Origin of the sequence: Streptomyces sp. NPDC015131 (assembly GCF_043079975.1) — a bacterium.
Lineage (GTDB): Bacteria > Actinomycetota > Actinomycetes > Streptomycetales > Streptomycetaceae > Streptomyces.
This window is the reverse complement of record NZ_JBIBVB010000003.1, coordinates 652,037-669,924: the sequence shown is the minus strand read 5'-3', so window position 1 is coordinate 669,924 and position 17,888 is coordinate 652,037. Positions and strand designations below refer to the sequence as shown.

The window sequence follows — 17,888 nt, the reverse complement described above, 5'->3', positions numbered from 1 at the left end:
GCCGGTCCCACTACATGCCCCAGGCATCCATCCGGTCTACGCGTAGTTCGGCCAAACCACCGGGACGAGGGAGAACGGGCGGGACGCACGGCGAAGGGCCCGCCTCCGTCGCGGAAGCGGGCCCTTCGGGGGGACGAACGGGAAGCGTCAGAAGCGGCGCGTGATCAGCGCGCGCTTCACTTCCTGGATCGCCTTGGTGACCTCGATACCGCGCGGGCAGGCGTCCGTGCAGTTGAACGTGGTGCGGCAGCGCCACACACCGTCCTTGTCGTTGAGGATCTCCAGTCGCTGCTCCCCGGCCTCGTCGCGCGAGTCGAAGATGAAGCGGTGGGCGTTGACGATCGCGGCCGGGCCGAAGTACTGGCCGTCGTTCCAGAACACCGGGCAGGACGACGTGCACGCGGCGCACAGGATGCACTTGGTGGTGTCGTCGAACCGCTCGCGGTCCTCGGCGGACTGGAGCCGCTCACGCGTCGGCTCGTTGCCCGTGGTGACCAGGAAGGGCATTACGTCGCGGTACGCCTGGAAGAACGGCTCCATGTCCACGACCAGGTCCTTGAGGACCGTCAGGCCCTTTATGGCCTCGACCGTGATGGGCTTCTCCGGGTTGATGTCCTTGATCAGCGTCTTGCAGGCGAGCCTGTTCTTGCCGTTGATCCGCATCGCGTCGGAGCCGCAGATGCCGTGCGCGCAGGAGCGCCGGAAGGTCAGCGAGCCGTCGACGTCCCACTTGATCTTGTGGAGGGCGTCGAGGACGCGCTCCTTGGGGTCGATCTCGATCTGGAAGTCCTCCCAGACCGCGTGCTCCGACACCTCGGGGTTGAAGCGGCGGATCCGGAAGGTGGCGGTGATGTACGGGGAGTCGGCGAAGCCGGCTTCCCGCTTCTCCAGGGTCGGGGTTGCCATCAGTACTTACGCTCCATCGGCTGGTAGCGGGTCTGGACGACGGGCTTGTAGTCGAGACGCACGGTCTCGGAGCCGTCGGCGCCGACCTCGCGGTACGCCATGGTGTGGCGCATGAAGTTGACGTCGTCGCGGTTCGGGTAGTCCTCGCGGTAGTGACCGCCGCGGGACTCCTTGCGGGCCAGCGCAGAGACGGCCATGACCTCGGCCAGGTCGAGCAGGTTGCCCAGCTCGATGGCCTCCAGCAGGTCCGTGTTGAACCGCTTGCCCTTGTCCTGGATGGACACGTTCAGGTAGCGCTCGCGCAGCTCGGCGATCTTCTCGACGGCCGTCTTGATCGTCTGCTCGGTGCGGAACACCATCACGTTGGCGTCCATCGTCTCCTGGAGCTCCTTGCGCAGCACCGAGACCCGCTCGCTGCCGGTGGAGTTCCGCAGGCGCTCGACCTGCTCCTGGACGAAGAGGGCCGGGTTCTCCGGCAGCTCGACGTAGTCGGCCGTGGCGGAGTACGCGGCGGCGGCGATGCCGGCGCGCTTGCCGAAGACGTTGATGTCCAGCAGCGAGTTGGTGCCCAGGCGGTTGGCGCCGTGCACCGACACGCAGGCCACCTCGCCCGCGGCGTACAGGCCCGGGACGACGGTGGTGTTGTCGCTGAGGACCTCACCCTCGACGTTGGTCGGGATGCCGCCCATGGCGTAGTGCGCGGTGGGCTGGATCGGGATCGGGTCCGTGTAGGGCTCGATGCCGAGGTAGGTCCGGGCGAACTCGGTGATGTCCGGGAGCTTGGCGTCCAGTTGCTCCGGCGGCAGGTGCGTCAGGTCCAGGTAGACGTGGTCGCCCTCGGGGCCGCAGCCGCGGCCCTCGCGGATCTCCGTGTAGATGGAGCGGGAGACGACGTCACGCGACGCGAGGTCCTTCATGACGGGCGCGTACTTCTCCATGAAGCGCTCGCCGTCCTTGTTGCGGAGGATGCCGCCCTCACCGCGGGCGCCCTCCGTCAGCAGGATGCCCATGCGCCAGATGCCCGTCGGGTGGAACTGGAAGAACTCCATGTCCTCCAGCGGCAGGCCCCGGCGGTAGCAGGCGGCCTGGCCGTCACCGGTCAGGGTGTGCGCGTTGGAGGTCACCTTGAAGAACTTGCCGGTGCCGCCGGACGCGTAGATCACGGCCTTCGCCTGGAAGACGTGGATCTCGCCGGTGGCCAGCTCGTAGGCGACCACACCGGCCGACTTCTTGACGCCGTCGACCTCGGTGATCAGCTGGTCCAGGACGTAGAACTCGTTGAAGAACTCCACGCCCTCCTTGACGCAGTTCTGGTACAGCGTCTGGAGGATCATGTGGCCGGTGCGGTCCGCGGCGTAGCAGGACCGGCGGACCGGGGCCTCGCCGTGGTTGCGGGAGTGGCCGCCGAAGCGGCGCTGGTCGATGGTGCCGCCCGGGGTCCGGTTGAACGGCAGGCCCATCTTCTCCAGGTCGAGGACGGCGTCGATGGCCTCCTTCGCCAGGATCTCGGCGGCGTCCTGGTCGACCAGGTAGTCACCGCCCTTGACCGTGTCGAAGGTGTGCCACTCCCAGTTGTCCTCCTCCACGTTCGCCAGCGCGGCGGCCATGCCGCCCTGCGCGGCGCCCGTGTGGGAGCGGGTGGGGTACAGCTTCGTCAGCACGGCGGTACGGCTGCGCTTCGTGGCCTCGATGGCCGCGCGCATGCCCGCGCCGCCGGCGCCGACGATGACGGTGTCGTACTTGTGGATCTTCATGCGGATTTCCTCAGCCCCGTGCCTAGCGGATGTTCGGGTCGAAGGTGAAGATCACCAGCGTGCCCAGAAGGATGGTGAACACCGTGGCGGTGTACAGCAGGCCCTTGAGCCACAGGCGCGTGTTCGGGCGCTCGGCGTAGTCGTTGATCACGGTACGCAGGCCGTTGGCGCCGTGCAGCATCGCCAGCCACAGCATCAGCAGGTCCCAGACCTGCCAGAACGGGGACGCCCAGCGGCCGGCCACGAAGGCGAAGCCGATCTTGGAGACGCCGCCGTCCAGCACGAGCTGGATCAGCAGGTGGCCGATGACCAGGACGACCAGCACGACACCGGACAGGCGCATGAAGAGCCACGCGGCCATCTCGAAGTTGCCGCGGGTGGACTTCGGGGTCTTCCCCGTCCGCTTGCGGGGCGGCTCGATCACGGGAGCCGGGTTGTCGGCGTCGTACAGCCCCACGCCTTCGACGGGGCCGACGGCGGACTTGGTGAGATCAGTGGACATCTCTGACATCAGCTCCCGAACACTTCGCGCGCGGCGTGGCCGAGGACGGGGTACAGGGCGCCCACCATCAGGACGAACCAGATGCCCATCACGGTCCAGAGCATCTGCTTCTGGTAGCGCGGGCCCTTGGACCAGAAGTCCACGGCGATCACACGCAGACCGTTGAGCGCGTGGAAGAGGATGGCGGCCACGAGGCCGTACTCCAGCAGCGCGACGATCGGCGTCTTGTAGGTGGCGACGACCTCGTCGTACGCCTCGGGGGAGACGCGGACGAGAGCGGTGTCCAGCACGTGTACGAACAGGAAGAAGAAGATGAGGACGCCGGTGACTCGATGAGCCACCCACGACCACATGCCTTCCCGGCCGCGGTACAGCGTTCCAGCCGGCACGGAAAAACCCTCCGGGAGCGGGGATCAGGGTCGGCCGGCTTCGATGTCGGTCTGACCCGGCCGGGTACGGTCCACCGGCCCCGGTCATCGTAGCGACGACTTGTCGGATCCCTCGCGCGGGGTCCTCAGGTGTGATCAAACAGGCACGGACGGGCTACCCGGGGCACCGGTTCGTCCGATCAGACGGGACAAACGGGCACGAGCGAGGCGGCACAGCTCCTCGGCGGCGATCCCCCGCTCCTTCTCCGGCGGGTGGCTCATCCGGGTGTGGATGGCCGACAGCGCGTGGTTGAGGCGCTCCTCGGGCCGGTGGCCGTCCAGGCAGATCACGAAGGCGTGCCGGAAGCGGCTCGCGTACTCGGCGTGCGCCGCCTCCCAGGCGGTGCGGGCGGCGGCGGGCGTGCCCGGCGGGAGGTCCACCGGGGTCTCGTCGGCCAGCGCCTCGTCCAGGTCGGCGCCCGCCAGGTCGTACCCGGCCTCCTCGGCGGCGGCGAGCAGGGCGTCCAGCGTGGGGTACGGGCGGTGGGCGGCGATCCGGCGGGCCCACCGGCGGCTGCCGCAGCAGGCCAGCAGGGCCGCCTCGGCCTCGCCGGGGGGCGCGGCGTTGAACCGCACCAGGCCCTCGCGGGCGGGCGCGCCGCAGCTCTGGACGGGTATGGCGCCGGTACGCGTGGTACCCGCGCGGGTGGGCGCGCCGGAGGACGGCCGCTCCGGGGCGCCTGCGGGGAAATCGCCGGACAGCGTGGGCTCCTCGGGTGGGCAGCGGGACGTGTGAGAGAGCTGTGAGGGAAGGGGCACAACATTACCCAGGGTGAGCGCAAGCGGTGCGGGAGATGCGAGAAGTTCACTCGGAAGGGAGAGTTTCCGTACACCCATGGACGCCCATGGACGGAGGTAAGCGTGTGAACCGGCATTTCACAGGGGGTCTGGTCGCGGCCGTGGCCCTGTCCCTCGCCGTGGCGGGATGCGGACAGGGCGGCGACGGCGACGGGGGCGCGTCGGCGCCCGCCGGCCCCGCGAGCACCGCGCCGACACCCGACCCGTCGGCCACGCCATCGGCCACGCCATCGGCCACGCCGTCACCTATTCAGTCGTATCCGCTCTCCGCCGAGCCGCGCACCATCCCCTCCGTGCGCGAGCACGAGGCGGCCCGCGGCCCCGGCTGGAAGCCCGCGGCCGGCACCGCGGTGGTCGTCGCCAAGGGCAGCGGGGTCCTCGCCGACGAGGCCCGGCTGCTGGCCGGCGAGCTGAAGGCCGCCTACCGGGGCGAGACCGCGCCCCGGCCCGGCGACGTCGAGCTGGCGCTGAACACCGGGCAGGCCGGCGGCCCCGAGTCGTACACCCTGACCACCCGCGACGGCCGGGTCCGGATATCCGCGCCCGACCAGGCCGGGGCCTTCTACGGCACCCGGACGGTCAAGCAGGCGCTCCGCTCCGGCGGGACCGTCCCCGAGGGCGTGATCCGCGACCGGCCCGGCAAGCCGCAGCGCGGGCTGAACCTGGACATCGCCCGCAAGCACTTCGACGCCTCCTGGATCGAGGCCCGGCTGCGCGAGATGGCCGACCTCAAGATGAACCAGCTGGTCCTGCACTTCTCCGACGACCAGGGCTTCCGCGTCCAGTCGACCACCCACCCCGAGGTCGTCTCCCGGGACCACCTGACCACCGCGCAGGTCCGCCGCATCCTGGCGCTCGCCGCCCGGCTGCACATCACCGTCGTCCCCGAGATCGACTCGCCCGGACACCTCGGCGCCGTGCTGCGCGCGTACCCGCAGCTCCAGCTCCGCAATGTGCAGGGCACCCCCCGGCAGGGCGCCATCGACATCTCCAAGGCCGAGTCGGCGAAGGTCGTCGACGACCTGATCCGCGAGTACGCCGCGCTCTTCCCCGGCCCCTGGTTCCACGTCGGGGCCGACGAGTACCAGGCGCTGACCGTGCGCGACCCGGCCGCCTCCTACCCGCAGCTCGCGCAGGCGGCGCGGCAGAGGTTCGGCGCGAACGCGACCGTCGAGGACCTGGCCACCGGCTGGCTGAACGACCGGGCGGCCGTGGCGAACAAGGCGAAGAAGACGGCCAAGGCGTGGAACGACGGCTTCTTCGCGGGCGGCGAGGTCACCGCGGACAAGGGCATCGAGGTGGAGTACTGGACCGGAAAGGAGATCGGCGCCCGCGAGCCCGTCGAGTACCTCCAGGAGGGCCGCAAGGTGGTGAACCTCAACGACGAGTACCTCTACTACGTGCTCGGCGAGCCCAACGAGTTCACCTACCCCACCGGCCGCCGCATCTACGAGGAGTGGACCCCGCTGGTGCTGCGCGGCTCGTCGGCCGTGCCCGAGCGGTACGCGGGCCAGATCCTCGGCGGCCGGTTCGCGGTCTGGTGCGACCTGGCGGACGCCCAGACCCAGGCGCAAGTGGCCGACGGCATCCGGATGCCGCTGCGGGCGACGGCCCAGAAGCTCTGGGACCCGGCCGCACCCGAGCTGACCTGGGCACAGTTCCAGGAGCTGGGGCGGAAACTGGGCGGTGGTGCCTGACACGGCCGGGGTGATGTGCCCGGGCGGCCGGGCCCGGTCGTCGCTCAACCCATGGTTTCCCGCCACACGCAGTGATGAAATCCGGCCAGGCGGCGCAGTACAACACGTACCGCGTCCGCGACGGGAGACGGCCATGAGTCAGAGCGCGCAGCACCGGATCGACGAGACCGACGACGAGCGGGACGTGGCGGCCTCCGCCCTGGCCTGCCTCGACCGGTGCCTCCCCCTGCTGGGCGACGCGCCCGACGACCTGCTGCGCCCGCTGTGGGCGTGCGTCTCCGAGGGCGGTACGGGCTGGACCGACCGGCTCGGGGAGGTCCGCGCCGTGCTAACCCGGGTCGCGGACGCCGACGGCACCGTCCTCGTACGGAAGATGATCGGCGCCGCCCCGTCCTCCTGGGACGCGGCCGCACTGCGCGCCTGGGCCCGCACCTGCGCGGCCACCGCCCTGGAGCTGCACGAGGGGCTGGGCGGGCGGCCCCTGGCCGAGGCGGAGGAGCGGCGCCAGGCGCAGGTCCTGGACTTCCTCGCCGCCGCGCCGTCCGAGGGCCCGGCCTCCGGGCTCCGGCCGGTGCTGGAGGTCTCGGCCGAGGCGCGGCGGGTGCTGCGGGCCGTGGTCTCCCGCCGGGAGCGCGGGCTGTGACGTAATCGAGCACGCTTTCGGTGCAACCCTGCGCGCCGGTGAGGAGTCTCCTCAGCGATCACGCCGTGATCGCATCGACGAGGAGACCATCATCACCGCCATACGCAAGACCCTGACCGCCACCGCAGTCGTCGGCGCCGTCCTGGCGGGTTCGGCCGCCTGCGGCACGGCCGAGCAGCTCTCCGCCGGCAAGAAGCTGGACCAGGCGTTCGAGAAGCTCGGCAAGGAGAAGTCGCTCTCCTTCGAGATCGACCTCGACACCGACGCCGCCTCGCTGAAGGCGCTGGACGCCTCGTCGGACCCGGCGCCCGGCGAGGAGATGCCCGACGAGGCCGCCGACCTGCTCGCGGGCGCGAAGTTCAGCTTCACCATCGAGTCGAAGAAGCCGCTCGACCAGTCCGGCGAGAAGGACTACACCGGGGCGGCGATGAAGGTCACCACCCCGGAGGGGACCCTCGCCGAGCTGCGGCAGGTCGGGGACTGGGCCTACCTCCGCACCGACCCCAAGGCCCTGGAGAAGGTGGCCGGTGAGCCCATGCCGGACGCCAAGGAGCTGCCCCCGGAGGCCGGCGCGTTCAAGGACGTGCTGGAGGGCAAGTGGGTCAAGTTCAACACCAAGGACGCGGAGAAGGCGGCCGGTGAGACCGCCGGAGGGCCCGCCGGGAAGCCCTCGCCGGAGCCCACCCTGGACGCCAAGACCCAGGAGAAGCTGCTCGACTCGCTGCGCAAGGTCGTGGCGAACGAGGTCGACTTCGCCACCGGCAAGAACGCGGACGGCACCGAGCACATCACCGCCACCGCGCCCTTCCGCACTCTCGTCACCGAGCTGGTCGGCGAGCTGCGCCCGCTGGCCAAGGAACTGCCGACCGGCATGGACCTGCCCACGGACAAGGAGCTGAAGGAGGCTCCCGACGCCAAGGTGACGGCCGACTTCGCGCTCAAGAACGGCGAGCTGAAGGAGGTCCGCGTGGACCTCGCCAAGCTGGCCGAGGACGCCAAGGTCAAGAAGTTCGGCCTGGTCATGCGGATCGGCGGCGGCGAGCGCCCCACCGCCCCGGCCGGCGCCAAGGAGCTGGACATCGCGGGCCTGATGCAGGGCATGTTCGCCGGACCGGCCATGGACGGCGCCGAGTTCGAGGAGGGCGGCCTGGAGGAGCCCGGCTTCGAGGACCCCGTCGTCTGAGCACCTGACCGGGGCCGGGGCGGAACTCACCGCCCCGGCCCCGTTCTTGTGCGGCGGCCGCGAGGACCGGTACCCGACCCGTACAGAAAGTGACTGTACGGGTGCTCTGGGTGGACGCCGCGCCTCCGGTGCTGTGAGCATGGGTGACCCGCCACGGGATGGACCAGGAAGACCCGGGGGTCACCGGCATGACAGAAGGCATCACCGAACCCGAACGGTCCGAGAGCCTGCGGACATTCGGCGCCGTGCTCCAGGCGTTCCGCGAGAACGCCCGCCTCACCCAGGAGGCACTGGCGCAGATCATGGGCTACTCGGCGCACTACCTCGCCTCCGTCGAACAGGGCAGGCGCTTTCCGACACGGGAGTTCGTGGAGCGGGCCGAGGAGGCGCTGAACGCCTTCGGCGCGCTGCGGAAGGCGTCCCAGCACCTCACCCGCAAGCCCGGGCTGGCCATATGGTTCCAGACGTGGGCGCTCCTGGAGGCGTCCGCGATCACGCTCGACACCTATGAACCGCGGGTGATCCCGGGACTGTTGCAGACCGAGGCGTACGCCCGCGTGCTGTTCCGGGGCCAGCTGCCGCCGCTGAGCGACGAGCAGGTGGAGGACCAGATGACGGCGCGGCTGGAGCGGCAGCGGTTACTGCGGGACCGGCCCAACACCGCGTACAGCTTCATCCTCGAAGAGCACCTCTTCCACCACCGGGTGGGCGGGGCGGAGGTCACCCGGGAGCTGCTGGACCACCTGCTGGAGGTCACCGAGCTGCGGAACGTGGCGGTGCAGGTGCTCCCGCTGGAGCGGGGGCACCATACGGCGCTGGACGGGCCGATTCAGTTGGCTGCGGCGCCCGAGCACCAGTGGGTCGGTTACTGCGAGGGGCAGCGGACCGGTCAGTTGATCGTCGATCCGAAAGAGGTCGGCGTGCTTCAGATGCGCTATGGGAAACTGCGGGCGCAGGCCCTCACTCCGGATGACTCCCGGGGCCTGCTGTCGCGACTGCGAGGAGCGCTATGAGCACCCACGAACTGACCTGGTTCAAGAGCAGCTACAGCGGGGGCGACGGCGACAGCTGCGTCGAAATCGCCCTTTCCTGGCGCAAGTCCAGCTACAGCACAGGTTCTGGCGACAGCTGCGTCGAGGTCGCCGCCTGCCCCTCCACCGTCCACGTCCGGGACTCGAAGGTGCCCGCCGGGCCCCAGCTCGCGCTGGCGCCGGGTGCCTGGTCCTCCTTCGTCACCTTCGCGACGGCCACCGGCCGTTGATCGGCCGCCGCCCGCCCGCCGCGCACCACCGCGCGCGGCGGACGGCGGCTCCGGCGCGCCCGGGCCCTGATGTGACATTTCCCCGCCCCCGGACGCAGAGGGGAGTGTGGGGGCGTACGACGCGGAACTCGGCGCTGCCGTGGAGCGCGCCCAGCGGGGGGACGAGGTCGCCTTCGCGCGCGTCTACCGGCTGGTCCACCCCGGGCTGTTCGGATACGTGCGCGGACTGGTCGGCGACGACGCCGAGGACGTGGCCGCCGACGCCTGGCTGGAGATAGCGCGGGACCTCGGCAGGTTCCGGGGCGACGGCGCGGGCTTCCGCGCGTGGACGGCGACGATCGCCCGCCACCGCGCGCTCGACCACCTGCGGCGGCTGAAGCGCAGCCCCCGCACCTCGGGCATCGAGCAGGACGCGCTGGACCTGCCGTCCGGTCAGGACACGGCGGCCGAGGCGCTGGAGAGCCTGTCGACCGAGCGGACGCTCGCGATGATCAGGGGCCTGCCGCGCGAGCAGGCCGAAGCGGTGCTGTTGCGGGTGGTCGTCGGACTGGACGGCCCCGCGACCGCGCGCGTGTTGGGTAAGCGTCCCGGGGCGGTGCGAACCGCCGCCTACCGGGGCCTGAGGAAACTCGCCGGGCGACTGGCCCAGGGCGGAGTCGGCAGATGAGCAGGGACAGCAGACCGCGCGGGGACGACGGCGCGGTGGCCGCCGTGCTGCTCGCGGCGCTCGTACGGGACGGTGACCCCGACCCGGCGGGCGAGGAGCGGGCGGTGGCGGCCTTCCGGGCGGCGCGGGAGGCGCGGGACGCGGGCGGCGACCGGGTGGCGGTGCGGCGGCGGCGCCGGTGGTGCGGGCTGCGGGCCGGGGCGCTCGCCGGGGCGGTGACCGTGCTGCTGGGCGGCGTCGCGGTGGCGGCGCAGACCGGGGCGATCCGTGCGCCCTTCACGGGCGGCGACGGCGGCGGCGCGGTGACGCCGGGGCCGGCGCCGACGGCGGTGACCTCGCCCTCGTCCCCGTACCGGACTCCCGGTGGAGGGGGCGAACCCCCGGCGCGCGAGAATGAGCGCGCCGGAAGCGGTAAGAAGGACCCCTCCGGAGCGGCGCCCTCTCCCACGCGGCGGAGCGCCCGCCCGGACCAGCCGGAGCAGGAGGATCGCCGGCAGAACCGGGACGGCCAGAAGGACCGTACGAAGGAAGCCGGCGGCAAGGACTCCCGCAAGGGCCACAGCAGGGAGCGCGACGGGCAACGTGACGGAGAACGCGACAAGGGCCGCGACAAGGGCCGCGACGACGACCGTGACGACGGCCGTGACAAGGACAAGGGGCGGGGCCATGAGAAGGGCCGGGAGAGCCGGGAGAAGGAGCACTCCCGCAGGTCATGACCGGCGCGCCCGCTGAGCGGGCGGAGGACGACCGGGGCCGCCACCCCCCACAGGAGAGGCCCCGGCCGTCTTCCACGGGTCCGCGGTACGGCCCCGTACTCCTATCAGCGCCACGGGTGCGTTTTCTGTCACACCGCAGGTGGTCAAGGTGAAGTTGCAAGTTGTACAAGACGTGGACGCCATGCCGGGCGACCACGTAGCGTGGCGCTGCGCGCGGAGCGTAGCGACGGCGGTGACCAGCCGCGATGACGAACGGGTAGTGGGAGTGCTGGGGGACGACGCGGAGCTGACCGCCGCGGTGCTCGCGGCGCAGGACGGGGACGAGGACGCCTTCCGTGCTGTGTACCGCGCCGTGCATCCGCGGCTCCTCGGCTACATACGCACGCTGGTCGGCGACGCCGACGCGGAGGACGTCGCGTCGGAGTCCTGGCTGCAGATATCCCGCGACCTCGACCGCTTCACCGGGGACGCCGACCGCTTCCGGGGCTGGGCGGCCCGTATCGCCCGCAACCGCGCGCTCGACCACCTGCGGATGCGGGGCCGCCGCCCCGCCATCGGCGGGGACGAGACGGAACTGACGGACAAGCCGGCCGAGACCGACACCGCGGCCGAGGCCATGGAGTCCCTGGCCACCGGCCGCACGATGGATCTGATCGCACAGCTCCCGCAGGACCAGGCCGAGGCCGTCATCCTGCGTGTCGTCGTCGGGCTGGACGCGAAGAGCGCCGCACGGACACTGGGCAAGCGGCCCGGTGCGGTGCGCACCGCCGCCCACCGCGGACTGAAGAAGCTGGCCGAACTCCTGGACGCCGACGGCGGCCCGGAACCGGCCGCCTCGACCGGGGGCGCGAAGGCCCCCGCCGCGCTGGGCGCCGTACCGCCGCAGCCCGAGCGGCGGACGGTCTCCCGGGTGCGCACCCCTGTGACGCATTGGCGCTCGCGGACGCAGAGGGACATGTGATGGCCGACGAGCGGGATGAATGGCTCGACCTGGACGCGGCGGAGGCCCTGCTGCGGGGCGAACCGGCCGGCCCCGAGGAGCGGCGGGCCCGGGAGGTGCGCCGGGCGCTGGACGCCCTGCGCGCCGGGGCCCGCCCGGCGGAGGAGGCGCTGCCCGGCGAGGAGGCCGCGCTGGCGGCGTTCCGCGCGGCGCGGGCGTCCGGTGCGCCGTGGACCCCGGGCGCGCGGGACGTGCCGGGCGTGCGGGAGGTGCGGGTGGCCCGCGGGCGGGTGCGCTGGGCGCGGCCCGTGCGCTGGGGCCTCGCGGCGTCGGTCGCCGGACTGGCCGTGGGCGGGGTCGCCGTGGGCGCGGGCGCCGGGGTGCTGCCGGTGCTGGGCGGCGAGCCCGAGCCGCTGCCCGCCTCGTCGGTGTCGGCCGCCGAGACGCCGGGCACCGGGTCGGCGGGCGAGGCGTCCGGCGAGCGGGAGGACGCCGTGACCGGTACGCCGGGCGAGCCCGGGGACGTGCCGCCCACCGCTCCGGCGACGCCCGGCGAGGGCACCGACCGGACACCGGGGCGGCCGGACCCGGAGGGGACGCCCGCCCCCGGGACGGTCGGCGGCGGCGACGGCACGGGCGGCCGGCCCGAGGGCGACCCGGGCGACCCGGCGAGCGCGGGCACGGGCCCGGGGGCGGAACCGGACGAGTCCGGCACCGCCGGGGTGGCGGGCTCCGCCGGGAAGGGCGACGGCTGGCTGGCCCGTACGGTCGAGGACTGCCGCGACTTCCGGGAGGGCAGCCTCGACCTGGACCGCCGCGAGCGGCTGGCCGACGAGGCCCGGGGCGCGGCGTACATCAAGCTGCTGTGCGACAAGGTGCTGGCCTTCGACGACCGGCAGAACGGCTCCTCCGGCGGTGGTGCCGGTGACGGCGGCTCCGGCCAGGGCGGCCCGGCCGGCGGCGGGGGCGGCCACGGCGGCGGCGCGGGCGGGACCGGCTGGGGCAGTGGCGGCGGTGGTGGTTCGGAGGCGGCGCGGCCGTCGATGTCCTGGCGCCCGCTCGCTCCGGCGCTCTCCGTGCGCCCCACGGGCCTGGCCTTCTGACCTGCGGTGATGCGGCGGCCGGAAATTTTTTCCGGACGGGTGTGACGTTTTTCCGTCCCGTGGCGCAGTACTGAGTGAGCCGACTGGTCATCGGCAGCGCAAGGAGCCGGGGTTCCCCCCGTACCTACGGCTCAGCGCACATGGCGCGGGCGGGACACGTTCCCCCGGTCCCGCCCGCGCCCCCTTTCCTCCCCGCGCGCTTGGCGCCTCACCAGTGGACGACGACCTTGTCGCCGACCTTCACCTGGCCGAAGACGCTCGCGAGCCGCTCCTTGTCCCGGACGTTGACGCAGCCGTGCGAGCCGCCGTTGTAGCCGCGGGCCTTGAAGTCCGACGAGTAGTGCACGGCCTGGCCGCCGCTGAAGAACATCGAGTACGGCATCGCCGTGTGGTAGAGCGTCGACTCCCACTCCCGCTCCTTGCGGTCCACCTTGAAGGTGCCCTCGCGGGTCGGGGTGTTCTCCGAGCCGAAGCGGACGTCCATCGCCGAGACGACCTTGCCGTCGATCATCCAGGCGAGGGTCCGGCTCTCCTTGCTGATGCACAGCACCCGGCCCGTCATACAGCGCTCGTCCGGCTTGTCCAGCTCATTGGTGGTGGGCGGGCGCAGCTCCCCGGCGGTCGGGGTGCGCGACCCGGCCGTCAGCCGCGCCCAGGTCGTCCCGTCGACCTTGCCCGTCTCCGGCAGGCCCTGCTTCCCCTGGAAGGCGGAGACCGCCTTGGCGGTCATCGAGCCGTAGAAGGCGGTGGGGCTGCGGTGGAAGTGGCCGAGCTGCCGCAGCCGCGCCTGGAGTTCCCGCACCTGCTCCGTCTCGGTGCCCTCGGCCATCAGCACCTCGTCCGCCCGCGCCGGATCGGCGGCCACCGGCGAGGCGGAGGCGGCCGGGCCGGAGCCGCCCGCGGCGGACGCCCCCGACGACGGCGACGGAGAGGCGGTGGCCGCGGCCGACGGCGCCGAGGCCGCCCCCACGGCCTGGGTGGTGCAGCCGGTGGCCGCGAGAGTGACGGCCGCGGCGGCGAGAACCGCTCTGCGTATGCCGGACGTACGGTGCTGCATGGAAGCCCCCCGAGTGTGATGACGTGTACTAAGGGATGCGCGACGGGTGCACTTGGTTGCACGCGCGGGACAAGCGGTGTACGCGCGAGGTGCAGCGGTGTACGCGCGACGTTCAGGGGTGTACGCGCCGTACGGGCCTGTTCCGCGATCCGGAATCCGGCGGCGGGATCTCGTACCGCTGTGCGACACTCCGCCTCATGCTGGGTGTCACCGATCTGCCGACCTACCTCGTGGGCCTCGCCCTGATCATTCTTCTCCCGGGGCCCAACTCGCTGTACGTGCTGTCCGTCGCCGCCCGGCGCGGCGTCCGGACCGGGTACGTCGCCGCCTCCGGCGTGTGGTGCGGCGACACCGTGCTGATGACGCTGTCGGCGGCCGGGGTCGCCTCGCTGCTCCAGGCCAACGCGGTGCTCTTCGGGATCGTGAAGTTCGCCGGCGCCGGCTATCTGACCTGGCTGGCGGTCGGCATGCTCCGGGCCGCCTGGGCGATGTGGCGGACCCGGCGGGAGCGGGCGGCCGAGGCCGCGGGCGGCGCGGACGGGCCCGCGGCGGCGGCCGAGCGGCCGTTCCGGCGGGCCTTCGTGATCAGCCTGCTCAACCCCAAGGCGATCCTGTTCTTCATCGCCTTCTTCGTCCAGTTCGTCGACCCGGCGTATCAGTACCCGGCGCTGTCCTTCGTGGTGCTCGGCGCGCTCGCGCAGGCCGCCAGCGTCCTCTACCTCACGCTGCTGATCTTCACCGGCACCCACCTGGCCGCCGCCTTCCGCCGCCGCCGGCGGCTGTCGGCCACCGCCACCTCGGCGGCGGGCGCGCTCTTCCTCGGCTTCGCGGTGAAACTGTCCCTGAGCAGCACGGCCTGACCGCCGCCGCCGGGCCCGGCCGGGGCGGGGTTGACCCTCACACCGTGTGAGGCCGTGTCGTAGGAGACACCATGTTCACCATCGGAGACTTCGCCAGACACGGCCGGGTGTCGGTCCGGATGCTGCGCCACTACGACGCCGTCGGACTGCTGCACCCCGCCCATGTCGACCCGCACAGCGGCTACCGCTTCTACGAGGCGGCCCAGCTCGCCCGGCTCAACCGCGTCATCGCGCTCAAGGACCTCGGCTTCACCCTGGACCAGGTCCGCTCGATCCTCGACGAGGAGGTCGGGGCGGACGAGCTGCGCGGGATGCTCCGGCTGCGCCGGGCCGAGCTGGAGTCCGCCATGAGCGACGCGGCGGCACGGCTGGCGCAGGTCGGGGCGAGGCTCCGGGCCATCGAGAGCGAGGGACACATGTCCACGCAGGACGTCGTCGTCAAGAGTGTGCCGGGCGCCCGGCTGGCGGTGCTCACCGCCGTCGCCGCCGGCTTCGGACCGGAGCAGATCGGGCCGGTCATCACGCCCCTCTACCAGGAGCTGTGCGCCCGGCTGGAGGCCGCCGGGGCGCTGAGCTGCGCCGGACCGGGCATCGCCTACTACGAGGACGCCCCGGAGGGCGACGGCTCGATCGTCGTCCACGCCGGGATGACCGTCCCGGCCGGGGTGAGCGCCGTCCCGGACGTGGAGATCGTCGAGCTGCCCGGCCTGGAGCGGGCGGCGACCGTCGTCCACCGGGGCCCGATGACCGAGCTGCTGCCCACCATCCAGACGCTGGCCACCTGGATCGACACCAACGGCTACCGCTCGGCGGGCTACTCGCGCGAGCTGTACCTGGAGTGGTCCCCGGACGAGTCGGAGTGGGTCACCGAGATCCAGGAGCCCATCGTCCCGGCCTGACGGCCCGTCAGTACGACGGGCTCTCGCCTCCGGAGGAGGGCGTGCTTCAGGCGAGCGGCGCGGGCGTGTTTCACGCGCGCAGCAGAGTGCGCTTCACGCGCGCAGCAGAGTGCGCTTCACGCGCGCAGCAGGGCGCGCTTCAGGCGCCGGGTGCGCCGGACCACCCGCCGGGCCGCCCGGCGCACCGCCGCGTTGCGGGGCGCCGGGAGGCCGCCCGGCAGGCCCAGCACCGTGAGGCGGCGCCGCTTGAAGTAGCGCAGGGTCCGGGCGTCCCGGTGCGCGGAGAGGTACCGCTCCGCCTCCGGGCGCAGGTCCGGGCGGACCTGCGGCTGCATCGCGTAGCCCACCGCCGCGAGGAGCCCGGCGAGGTCCGGCACCCCGCCGGGCCCCGGCGCGGGGGCCTCCTCCAGGCCGGGCAGCAGCGCGTCGGCGAGGGTCACCGGGACCCGGTTGCTGTTCTGGTACGGGGCGAGCCGGTCCAGCAGCGGCCCGGTGCCCACCCGGGCGACGGGCACGCCGTAGAAGCGGTCCGCCGTGAACAGCGCGGTCGAGAAGCACGCCACCACCAGCGCGGGCCGCAGCCGCCGGAACAGCACCTCGGCGAGGACGGGGGCCTCCAGCACGGTCAGCTCCGCGCCCAGCGCCGCCGCCTCCCGCGAGAGCGCCCGCGACCGGGCGGCGGGGGCCGCCGGGTGCGGTTTGAAGACCAGGCGCCGGTGCCCGCGCGCCACCGCGCCCCGCACCATGCGCAGATGGAGGGCCTCCTCCTCGGCGGGCGTGAGGATGCCCAGCGCGGACAGGTACTGCCCCAGCAGCAGCGCGGCGCCCTCCGGGAGACCGGCCGCGCCGTCCGCCTCCTCCGCCAGCTCGGCCACCACCTTGGTGAACGCCTCCGACGGCACCACCTCGGGCACCGCCCCGAACTCCGCCAGCAGCAGCGGGCGCAGCCCCGGCACCAGGTCCAGGTGCAGCACTCGGCGCACCCGCTCGCCGACCAGCGGGTCCAGCCGCACCCGCGTCGGGCCGTAGCTCATCAGCCCGTCCGCGTACACGTCGAGCGGGGCGTCCGCGAAGACCTGCGCGATGCTCAGCGCGGGCGCCACCTGGAGGGACTCCACGATCAGCTCCACCGGCTCGTCCTCGCCCAGCCCCCACAGCAGCCGCAGGTACCGCTCCCACAGCGGCACGTCGTCCGGCCGGGGCGACCAGCCGCCGGGGTGGAAGGGCGCCACGGCGTCGTTCCACGACCGTACGGCGTCGAAGCGGTCGCGCAGCCGCGCGAACCCGGGCGCCCGGTCCGGCGCCACGGCCGTCTCGGGCACCGCCCCGGTGGCGGCCACCACCAGCAGCCGCCGGCCGGCGGGCGGGAAGCACCCGCTGTCCAGCGCGGCGGCGAGCGTCACGGCGCCGTAGAGGGTGGAGGCGTAGAAGATCTGCGTGGTCATACGGTGGCCTCCGCCGGTACCGGACGGCGGCGCAGCCTGCGCAGCCGGGACGCCCGCCCGGCGTCCATCGAGTCGAGGGCGCCGTCCAGCACGGCCTGCGGCATCCGTTTCAGCGCCGCCGCGCCCAGCCTGCGCAATTGCCGGGCGACCGGCGGTTCGTAGCGTTCCGACGCATGGAGATGATGGGCGATGATCGCGCAATAGGTGCGCACCGCTTTCGGCAGCAGAATGTCCGCCTCGGGGTCGTCCGCCGTTTCCGCCAGCACCTGATCGAAAGCGCGGAGGAAATCCAGCTGACGCACGTCGCCGATTTGTGTGAGAGAAGTGGAGACCCCGCGCCGGTAGAAGACGCCGAGCGCGCCGACGACCGCGAAGGAATCCGCCTCGCGGTGCAGCCGCCATATCCACGGCCGGTCCTCGGCGGTGCGCAGCCCGTCGGTGAAGTGGAGCAGCCCCCGGTCCGCCAGCCGCCGGTGGTACATCCCGGCCCAGGCGTACGGGTAGTCCACCGAGGTCGGCCGCCCGGCCGGCAGGATCGCGTCGCGCGGGCGCAGCACCTCCCCGCGCCGCCCCACCGGGACCCTGCGCACCGAGCGCGCCCTGCCCTCGCACCGCACATGGTCGGTACGGACGAAGTCGCAGCCCAGGCCCTCGATCGCGGCGAGGACCCGGCTCAGGTGACCGGGCGCCAGCCAGTCGTCGCCGTCCAGGAAGGCGAGGTACTCGCCGCGCGCCGCGTCGATCCCGGTGTTGCGGGCGGTGGCCAGCCCGCCGTTGCGGGAGTGGGTGAGCAGCACCGCGCCCGGCAGCTCGCGCGCGGCGCGGGTGAGGAGCTCCGGGGTCCCGTCCGCCGAACAGTCGTCGACGAGCAGGAATTCGAAGTCCTCACGGGCATTGGCGCGCAGGCTCGACAGAGTGTCGGGAGCATATTCCTGCACGTTGTAGAAGGGCACGACGACGGAGAGCTTGACCACCCGCGAGACGGTAGGCGCGGCGGCGGTCGCGGCGAGCCACCGGCGCGGGGATGCG

19 protein-coding genes are annotated in these 17,888 nt (G+C 72.8%); 11 read left to right on the top strand and 8 right to left on the bottom strand.

Translation table 11 applies throughout. The features are described from left to right. Nucleotides 1–147: 147 nt before the first annotated feature. The 5 genes from ACF08D_RS14285 to ACF08D_RS14265 form a co-directional block, all read right to left on the bottom strand. Nucleotides 148–906, bottom strand: a complete 759-nt coding sequence (locus ACF08D_RS14285; RefSeq protein WP_392222893.1) for a succinate dehydrogenase iron-sulfur subunit — start codon at nucleotides 904–906, stop codon at nucleotides 148–150. Further along, entirely contained in the window at nucleotides 906–2,660 is a 1,755-nt protein-coding gene (gene sdhA / locus ACF08D_RS14280) for a succinate dehydrogenase flavoprotein subunit (RefSeq protein ID WP_392222892.1), read from the bottom strand. Before sdhA ends, ACF08D_RS14285 begins: the two co-directional genes overlap by 1 nt. Nucleotides 2,661–2,682: 22 nt before the next feature. After that, entirely contained in the window at nucleotides 2,683–3,162 is a 480-nt protein-coding gene (locus ACF08D_RS14275) for a succinate dehydrogenase hydrophobic membrane anchor subunit (protein WP_392222891.1), read from the bottom strand. An 8-nt stretch (nucleotides 3,163–3,170) separates the two neighbouring features. Further along, nucleotides 3,171–3,551 (bottom strand): succinate dehydrogenase, cytochrome b556 subunit, encoded by a 381-nt coding sequence (sdhC, locus tag ACF08D_RS14270; RefSeq protein WP_392222890.1) that lies wholly within the window; start codon nucleotides 3,549–3,551, stop codon nucleotides 3,171–3,173. Between the two features lie 135 nt (nucleotides 3,552–3,686). After that, the gene (locus tag ACF08D_RS14265; protein ID WP_392222889.1) at nucleotides 3,687–4,349 is read right to left on the bottom strand and encodes a 2-oxo-4-hydroxy-4-carboxy-5-ureidoimidazoline decarboxylase; all 663 of its coding nucleotides are present in this window, start codon (nucleotides 4,347–4,349) and stop codon (nucleotides 3,687–3,689) included. Between the two features lie 86 nt (nucleotides 4,350–4,435). On the opposite strand from ACF08D_RS14265, the gene ACF08D_RS14260 reads away from it, so the two are divergent. From ACF08D_RS14260 to ACF08D_RS14220, 9 genes are all read left to right on the top strand, one after another. Beyond that, entirely contained in the window at nucleotides 4,436–6,085 is a 1,650-nt protein-coding gene (locus ACF08D_RS14260; RefSeq protein ID WP_392222888.1) for a family 20 glycosylhydrolase, read from the top strand. A 133-nt stretch (nucleotides 6,086–6,218) separates the two neighbouring features. Then, nucleotides 6,219–6,728, top strand: a complete 510-nt coding sequence (locus ACF08D_RS14255; protein WP_392222887.1) for a hypothetical protein — start codon at nucleotides 6,219–6,221, stop codon at nucleotides 6,726–6,728. Nucleotides 6,729–7,047: 319 nt separating this feature from the next. Then, nucleotides 7,048–7,911 (top strand): hypothetical protein, encoded by an 864-nt coding sequence (locus ACF08D_RS14250; RefSeq protein WP_392222886.1) that lies wholly within the window; start codon nucleotides 7,048–7,050, stop codon nucleotides 7,909–7,911. A 188-nt stretch (nucleotides 7,912–8,099) separates the two neighbouring features. Continuing rightward, a complete protein-coding gene (locus ACF08D_RS14245; protein WP_392222885.1) occupies nucleotides 8,100–8,924 on the top strand; it encodes a Scr1 family TA system antitoxin-like transcriptional regulator in 825 nt (274 codons plus the stop codon). Next, nucleotides 8,921–9,172 carry a DUF397 domain-containing protein gene (locus ACF08D_RS14240; protein WP_392222884.1) on the top strand — a complete coding sequence of 84 codons (252 nt, stop codon included), beginning with the start codon at nucleotides 8,921–8,923 and terminating at the stop codon, nucleotides 9,170–9,172. The genes ACF08D_RS14245 and ACF08D_RS14240 overlap by 4 nt, the downstream gene beginning before the upstream one ends. 106 nt (nucleotides 9,173–9,278) lie before the next feature. After that, complete coding sequence (locus ACF08D_RS14235) at nucleotides 9,279–9,839, top strand: RNA polymerase sigma factor (protein ID WP_392222883.1); 561 nt, start codon at nucleotides 9,279–9,281, stop codon at nucleotides 9,837–9,839. Then, nucleotides 9,836–10,555, top strand: coding sequence for a hypothetical protein (locus ACF08D_RS14230; RefSeq protein WP_392222882.1), 720 nt, complete (start codon nucleotides 9,836–9,838; stop codon nucleotides 10,553–10,555). The genes ACF08D_RS14235 and ACF08D_RS14230 overlap by 4 nt, the downstream gene beginning before the upstream one ends. 265 nt (nucleotides 10,556–10,820) lie before the next feature. Further along, complete coding sequence (locus ACF08D_RS14225; RefSeq protein ID WP_392223197.1) at nucleotides 10,821–11,516, top strand: RNA polymerase sigma factor; 696 nt, start codon at nucleotides 10,821–10,823, stop codon at nucleotides 11,514–11,516. After that, on the top strand, nucleotides 11,516–12,598 hold the full coding sequence (locus tag ACF08D_RS14220) for a hypothetical protein (protein WP_392222881.1): 1,083 nt from the start codon (nucleotides 11,516–11,518) through the stop codon (nucleotides 12,596–12,598). The genes ACF08D_RS14225 and ACF08D_RS14220 overlap by 1 nt, the downstream gene beginning before the upstream one ends. A 208-nt stretch (nucleotides 12,599–12,806) precedes the next feature. Here the strand turns inward: ACF08D_RS14220 and ACF08D_RS14215 are convergent, their stop codons facing one another. Then, nucleotides 12,807–13,655, bottom strand: coding sequence for a peptidoglycan-binding protein (locus ACF08D_RS14215; protein WP_392222880.1), 849 nt, complete (start codon nucleotides 13,653–13,655; stop codon nucleotides 12,807–12,809). A 197-nt stretch (nucleotides 13,656–13,852) separates the two neighbouring features. Between ACF08D_RS14215 and leuE the strand changes: the two genes are divergently transcribed. Together leuE and ACF08D_RS14205 are read left to right on the top strand one after the other, a co-directional pair. Further along, nucleotides 13,853–14,515: a leucine efflux protein LeuE gene (leuE, locus tag ACF08D_RS14210; RefSeq protein WP_392222879.1), complete on the top strand. Its 663-nt coding sequence runs from the start codon at nucleotides 13,853–13,855 to the stop codon at nucleotides 14,513–14,515. Between the two features lie 71 nt (nucleotides 14,516–14,586). Next, nucleotides 14,587–15,414: a MerR family transcriptional regulator gene (locus ACF08D_RS14205; protein ID WP_392222878.1), complete on the top strand. Its 828-nt coding sequence runs from the start codon at nucleotides 14,587–14,589 to the stop codon at nucleotides 15,412–15,414. 116 nt (nucleotides 15,415–15,530) lie between these two features. Here the strand turns inward: ACF08D_RS14205 and ACF08D_RS14200 are convergent, their stop codons facing one another. Both ACF08D_RS14200 and ACF08D_RS14195 read right to left on the bottom strand, forming a co-directional pair. Continuing rightward, nucleotides 15,531–16,859 carry a polysialyltransferase family glycosyltransferase gene (locus tag ACF08D_RS14200; RefSeq protein WP_392222877.1) on the bottom strand — a complete coding sequence of 443 codons (1,329 nt, stop codon included), beginning with the start codon at nucleotides 16,857–16,859 and terminating at the stop codon, nucleotides 15,531–15,533. Beyond that, nucleotides 16,856–17,833, bottom strand: a complete 978-nt coding sequence (locus ACF08D_RS14195; protein WP_392222876.1) for a glycosyltransferase family 2 protein — start codon at nucleotides 17,831–17,833, stop codon at nucleotides 16,856–16,858. Before ACF08D_RS14195 ends, ACF08D_RS14200 begins: the two co-directional genes overlap by 4 nt. Nucleotides 17,834–17,888: the final 55 nt, after the last annotated feature.

Bases quoted from the DNA above. Each gene is read 5' to 3' on its own strand.
- ACF08D_RS14285 (WP_392222893.1), bottom strand. From the start codon at position 906: ATGGCAACCCCGACCCTGGAGAAGCGGGAAGCCGGCTTCGCCGACTCC.
- sdhA (WP_392222892.1), bottom strand. From the start codon at position 2,660: ATGAAGATCCACAAGTACGACACCGTCATCGTCGGCGCCGGCGGCGCG.
- ACF08D_RS14275 (WP_392222891.1), bottom strand. From the start codon at position 3,162: ATGTCCACTGATCTCACCAAGTCCGCCGTCGGCCCCGTCGAAGGCGTG.
- ACF08D_RS14260 (WP_392222888.1), top strand. From the start codon at position 4,436: ATGGACGGAGGTAAGCGTGTGAACCGGCATTTCACAGGGGGTCTGGTC.
- ACF08D_RS14255 (WP_392222887.1), top strand. From the start codon at position 6,219: ATGAGTCAGAGCGCGCAGCACCGGATCGACGAGACCGACGACGAGCGG.
- ACF08D_RS14250 (WP_392222886.1), top strand. From the start codon at position 7,048: ATGCCCGACGAGGCCGCCGACCTGCTCGCGGGCGCGAAGTTCAGCTTC.
- ACF08D_RS14245 (WP_392222885.1), top strand. From the start codon at position 8,100: ATGACAGAAGGCATCACCGAACCCGAACGGTCCGAGAGCCTGCGGACA.
- ACF08D_RS14240 (WP_392222884.1), top strand. From the start codon at position 8,921: ATGAGCACCCACGAACTGACCTGGTTCAAGAGCAGCTACAGCGGGGGC.
- ACF08D_RS14230 (WP_392222882.1), top strand. From the start codon at position 9,836: ATGAGCAGGGACAGCAGACCGCGCGGGGACGACGGCGCGGTGGCCGCC.
- ACF08D_RS14220 (WP_392222881.1), top strand. From the start codon at position 11,516: ATGGCCGACGAGCGGGATGAATGGCTCGACCTGGACGCGGCGGAGGCC.
- ACF08D_RS14215 (WP_392222880.1), bottom strand. From the start codon at position 13,655: ATGCAGCACCGTACGTCCGGCATACGCAGAGCGGTTCTCGCCGCCGCG.
- leuE (WP_392222879.1), top strand. From the start codon at position 13,853: ATGCTGGGTGTCACCGATCTGCCGACCTACCTCGTGGGCCTCGCCCTG.
- ACF08D_RS14205 (WP_392222878.1), top strand. From the start codon at position 14,587: ATGTTCACCATCGGAGACTTCGCCAGACACGGCCGGGTGTCGGTCCGG.
- ACF08D_RS14200 (WP_392222877.1), bottom strand. From the start codon at position 16,859: ATGACCACGCAGATCTTCTACGCCTCCACCCTCTACGGCGCCGTGACG.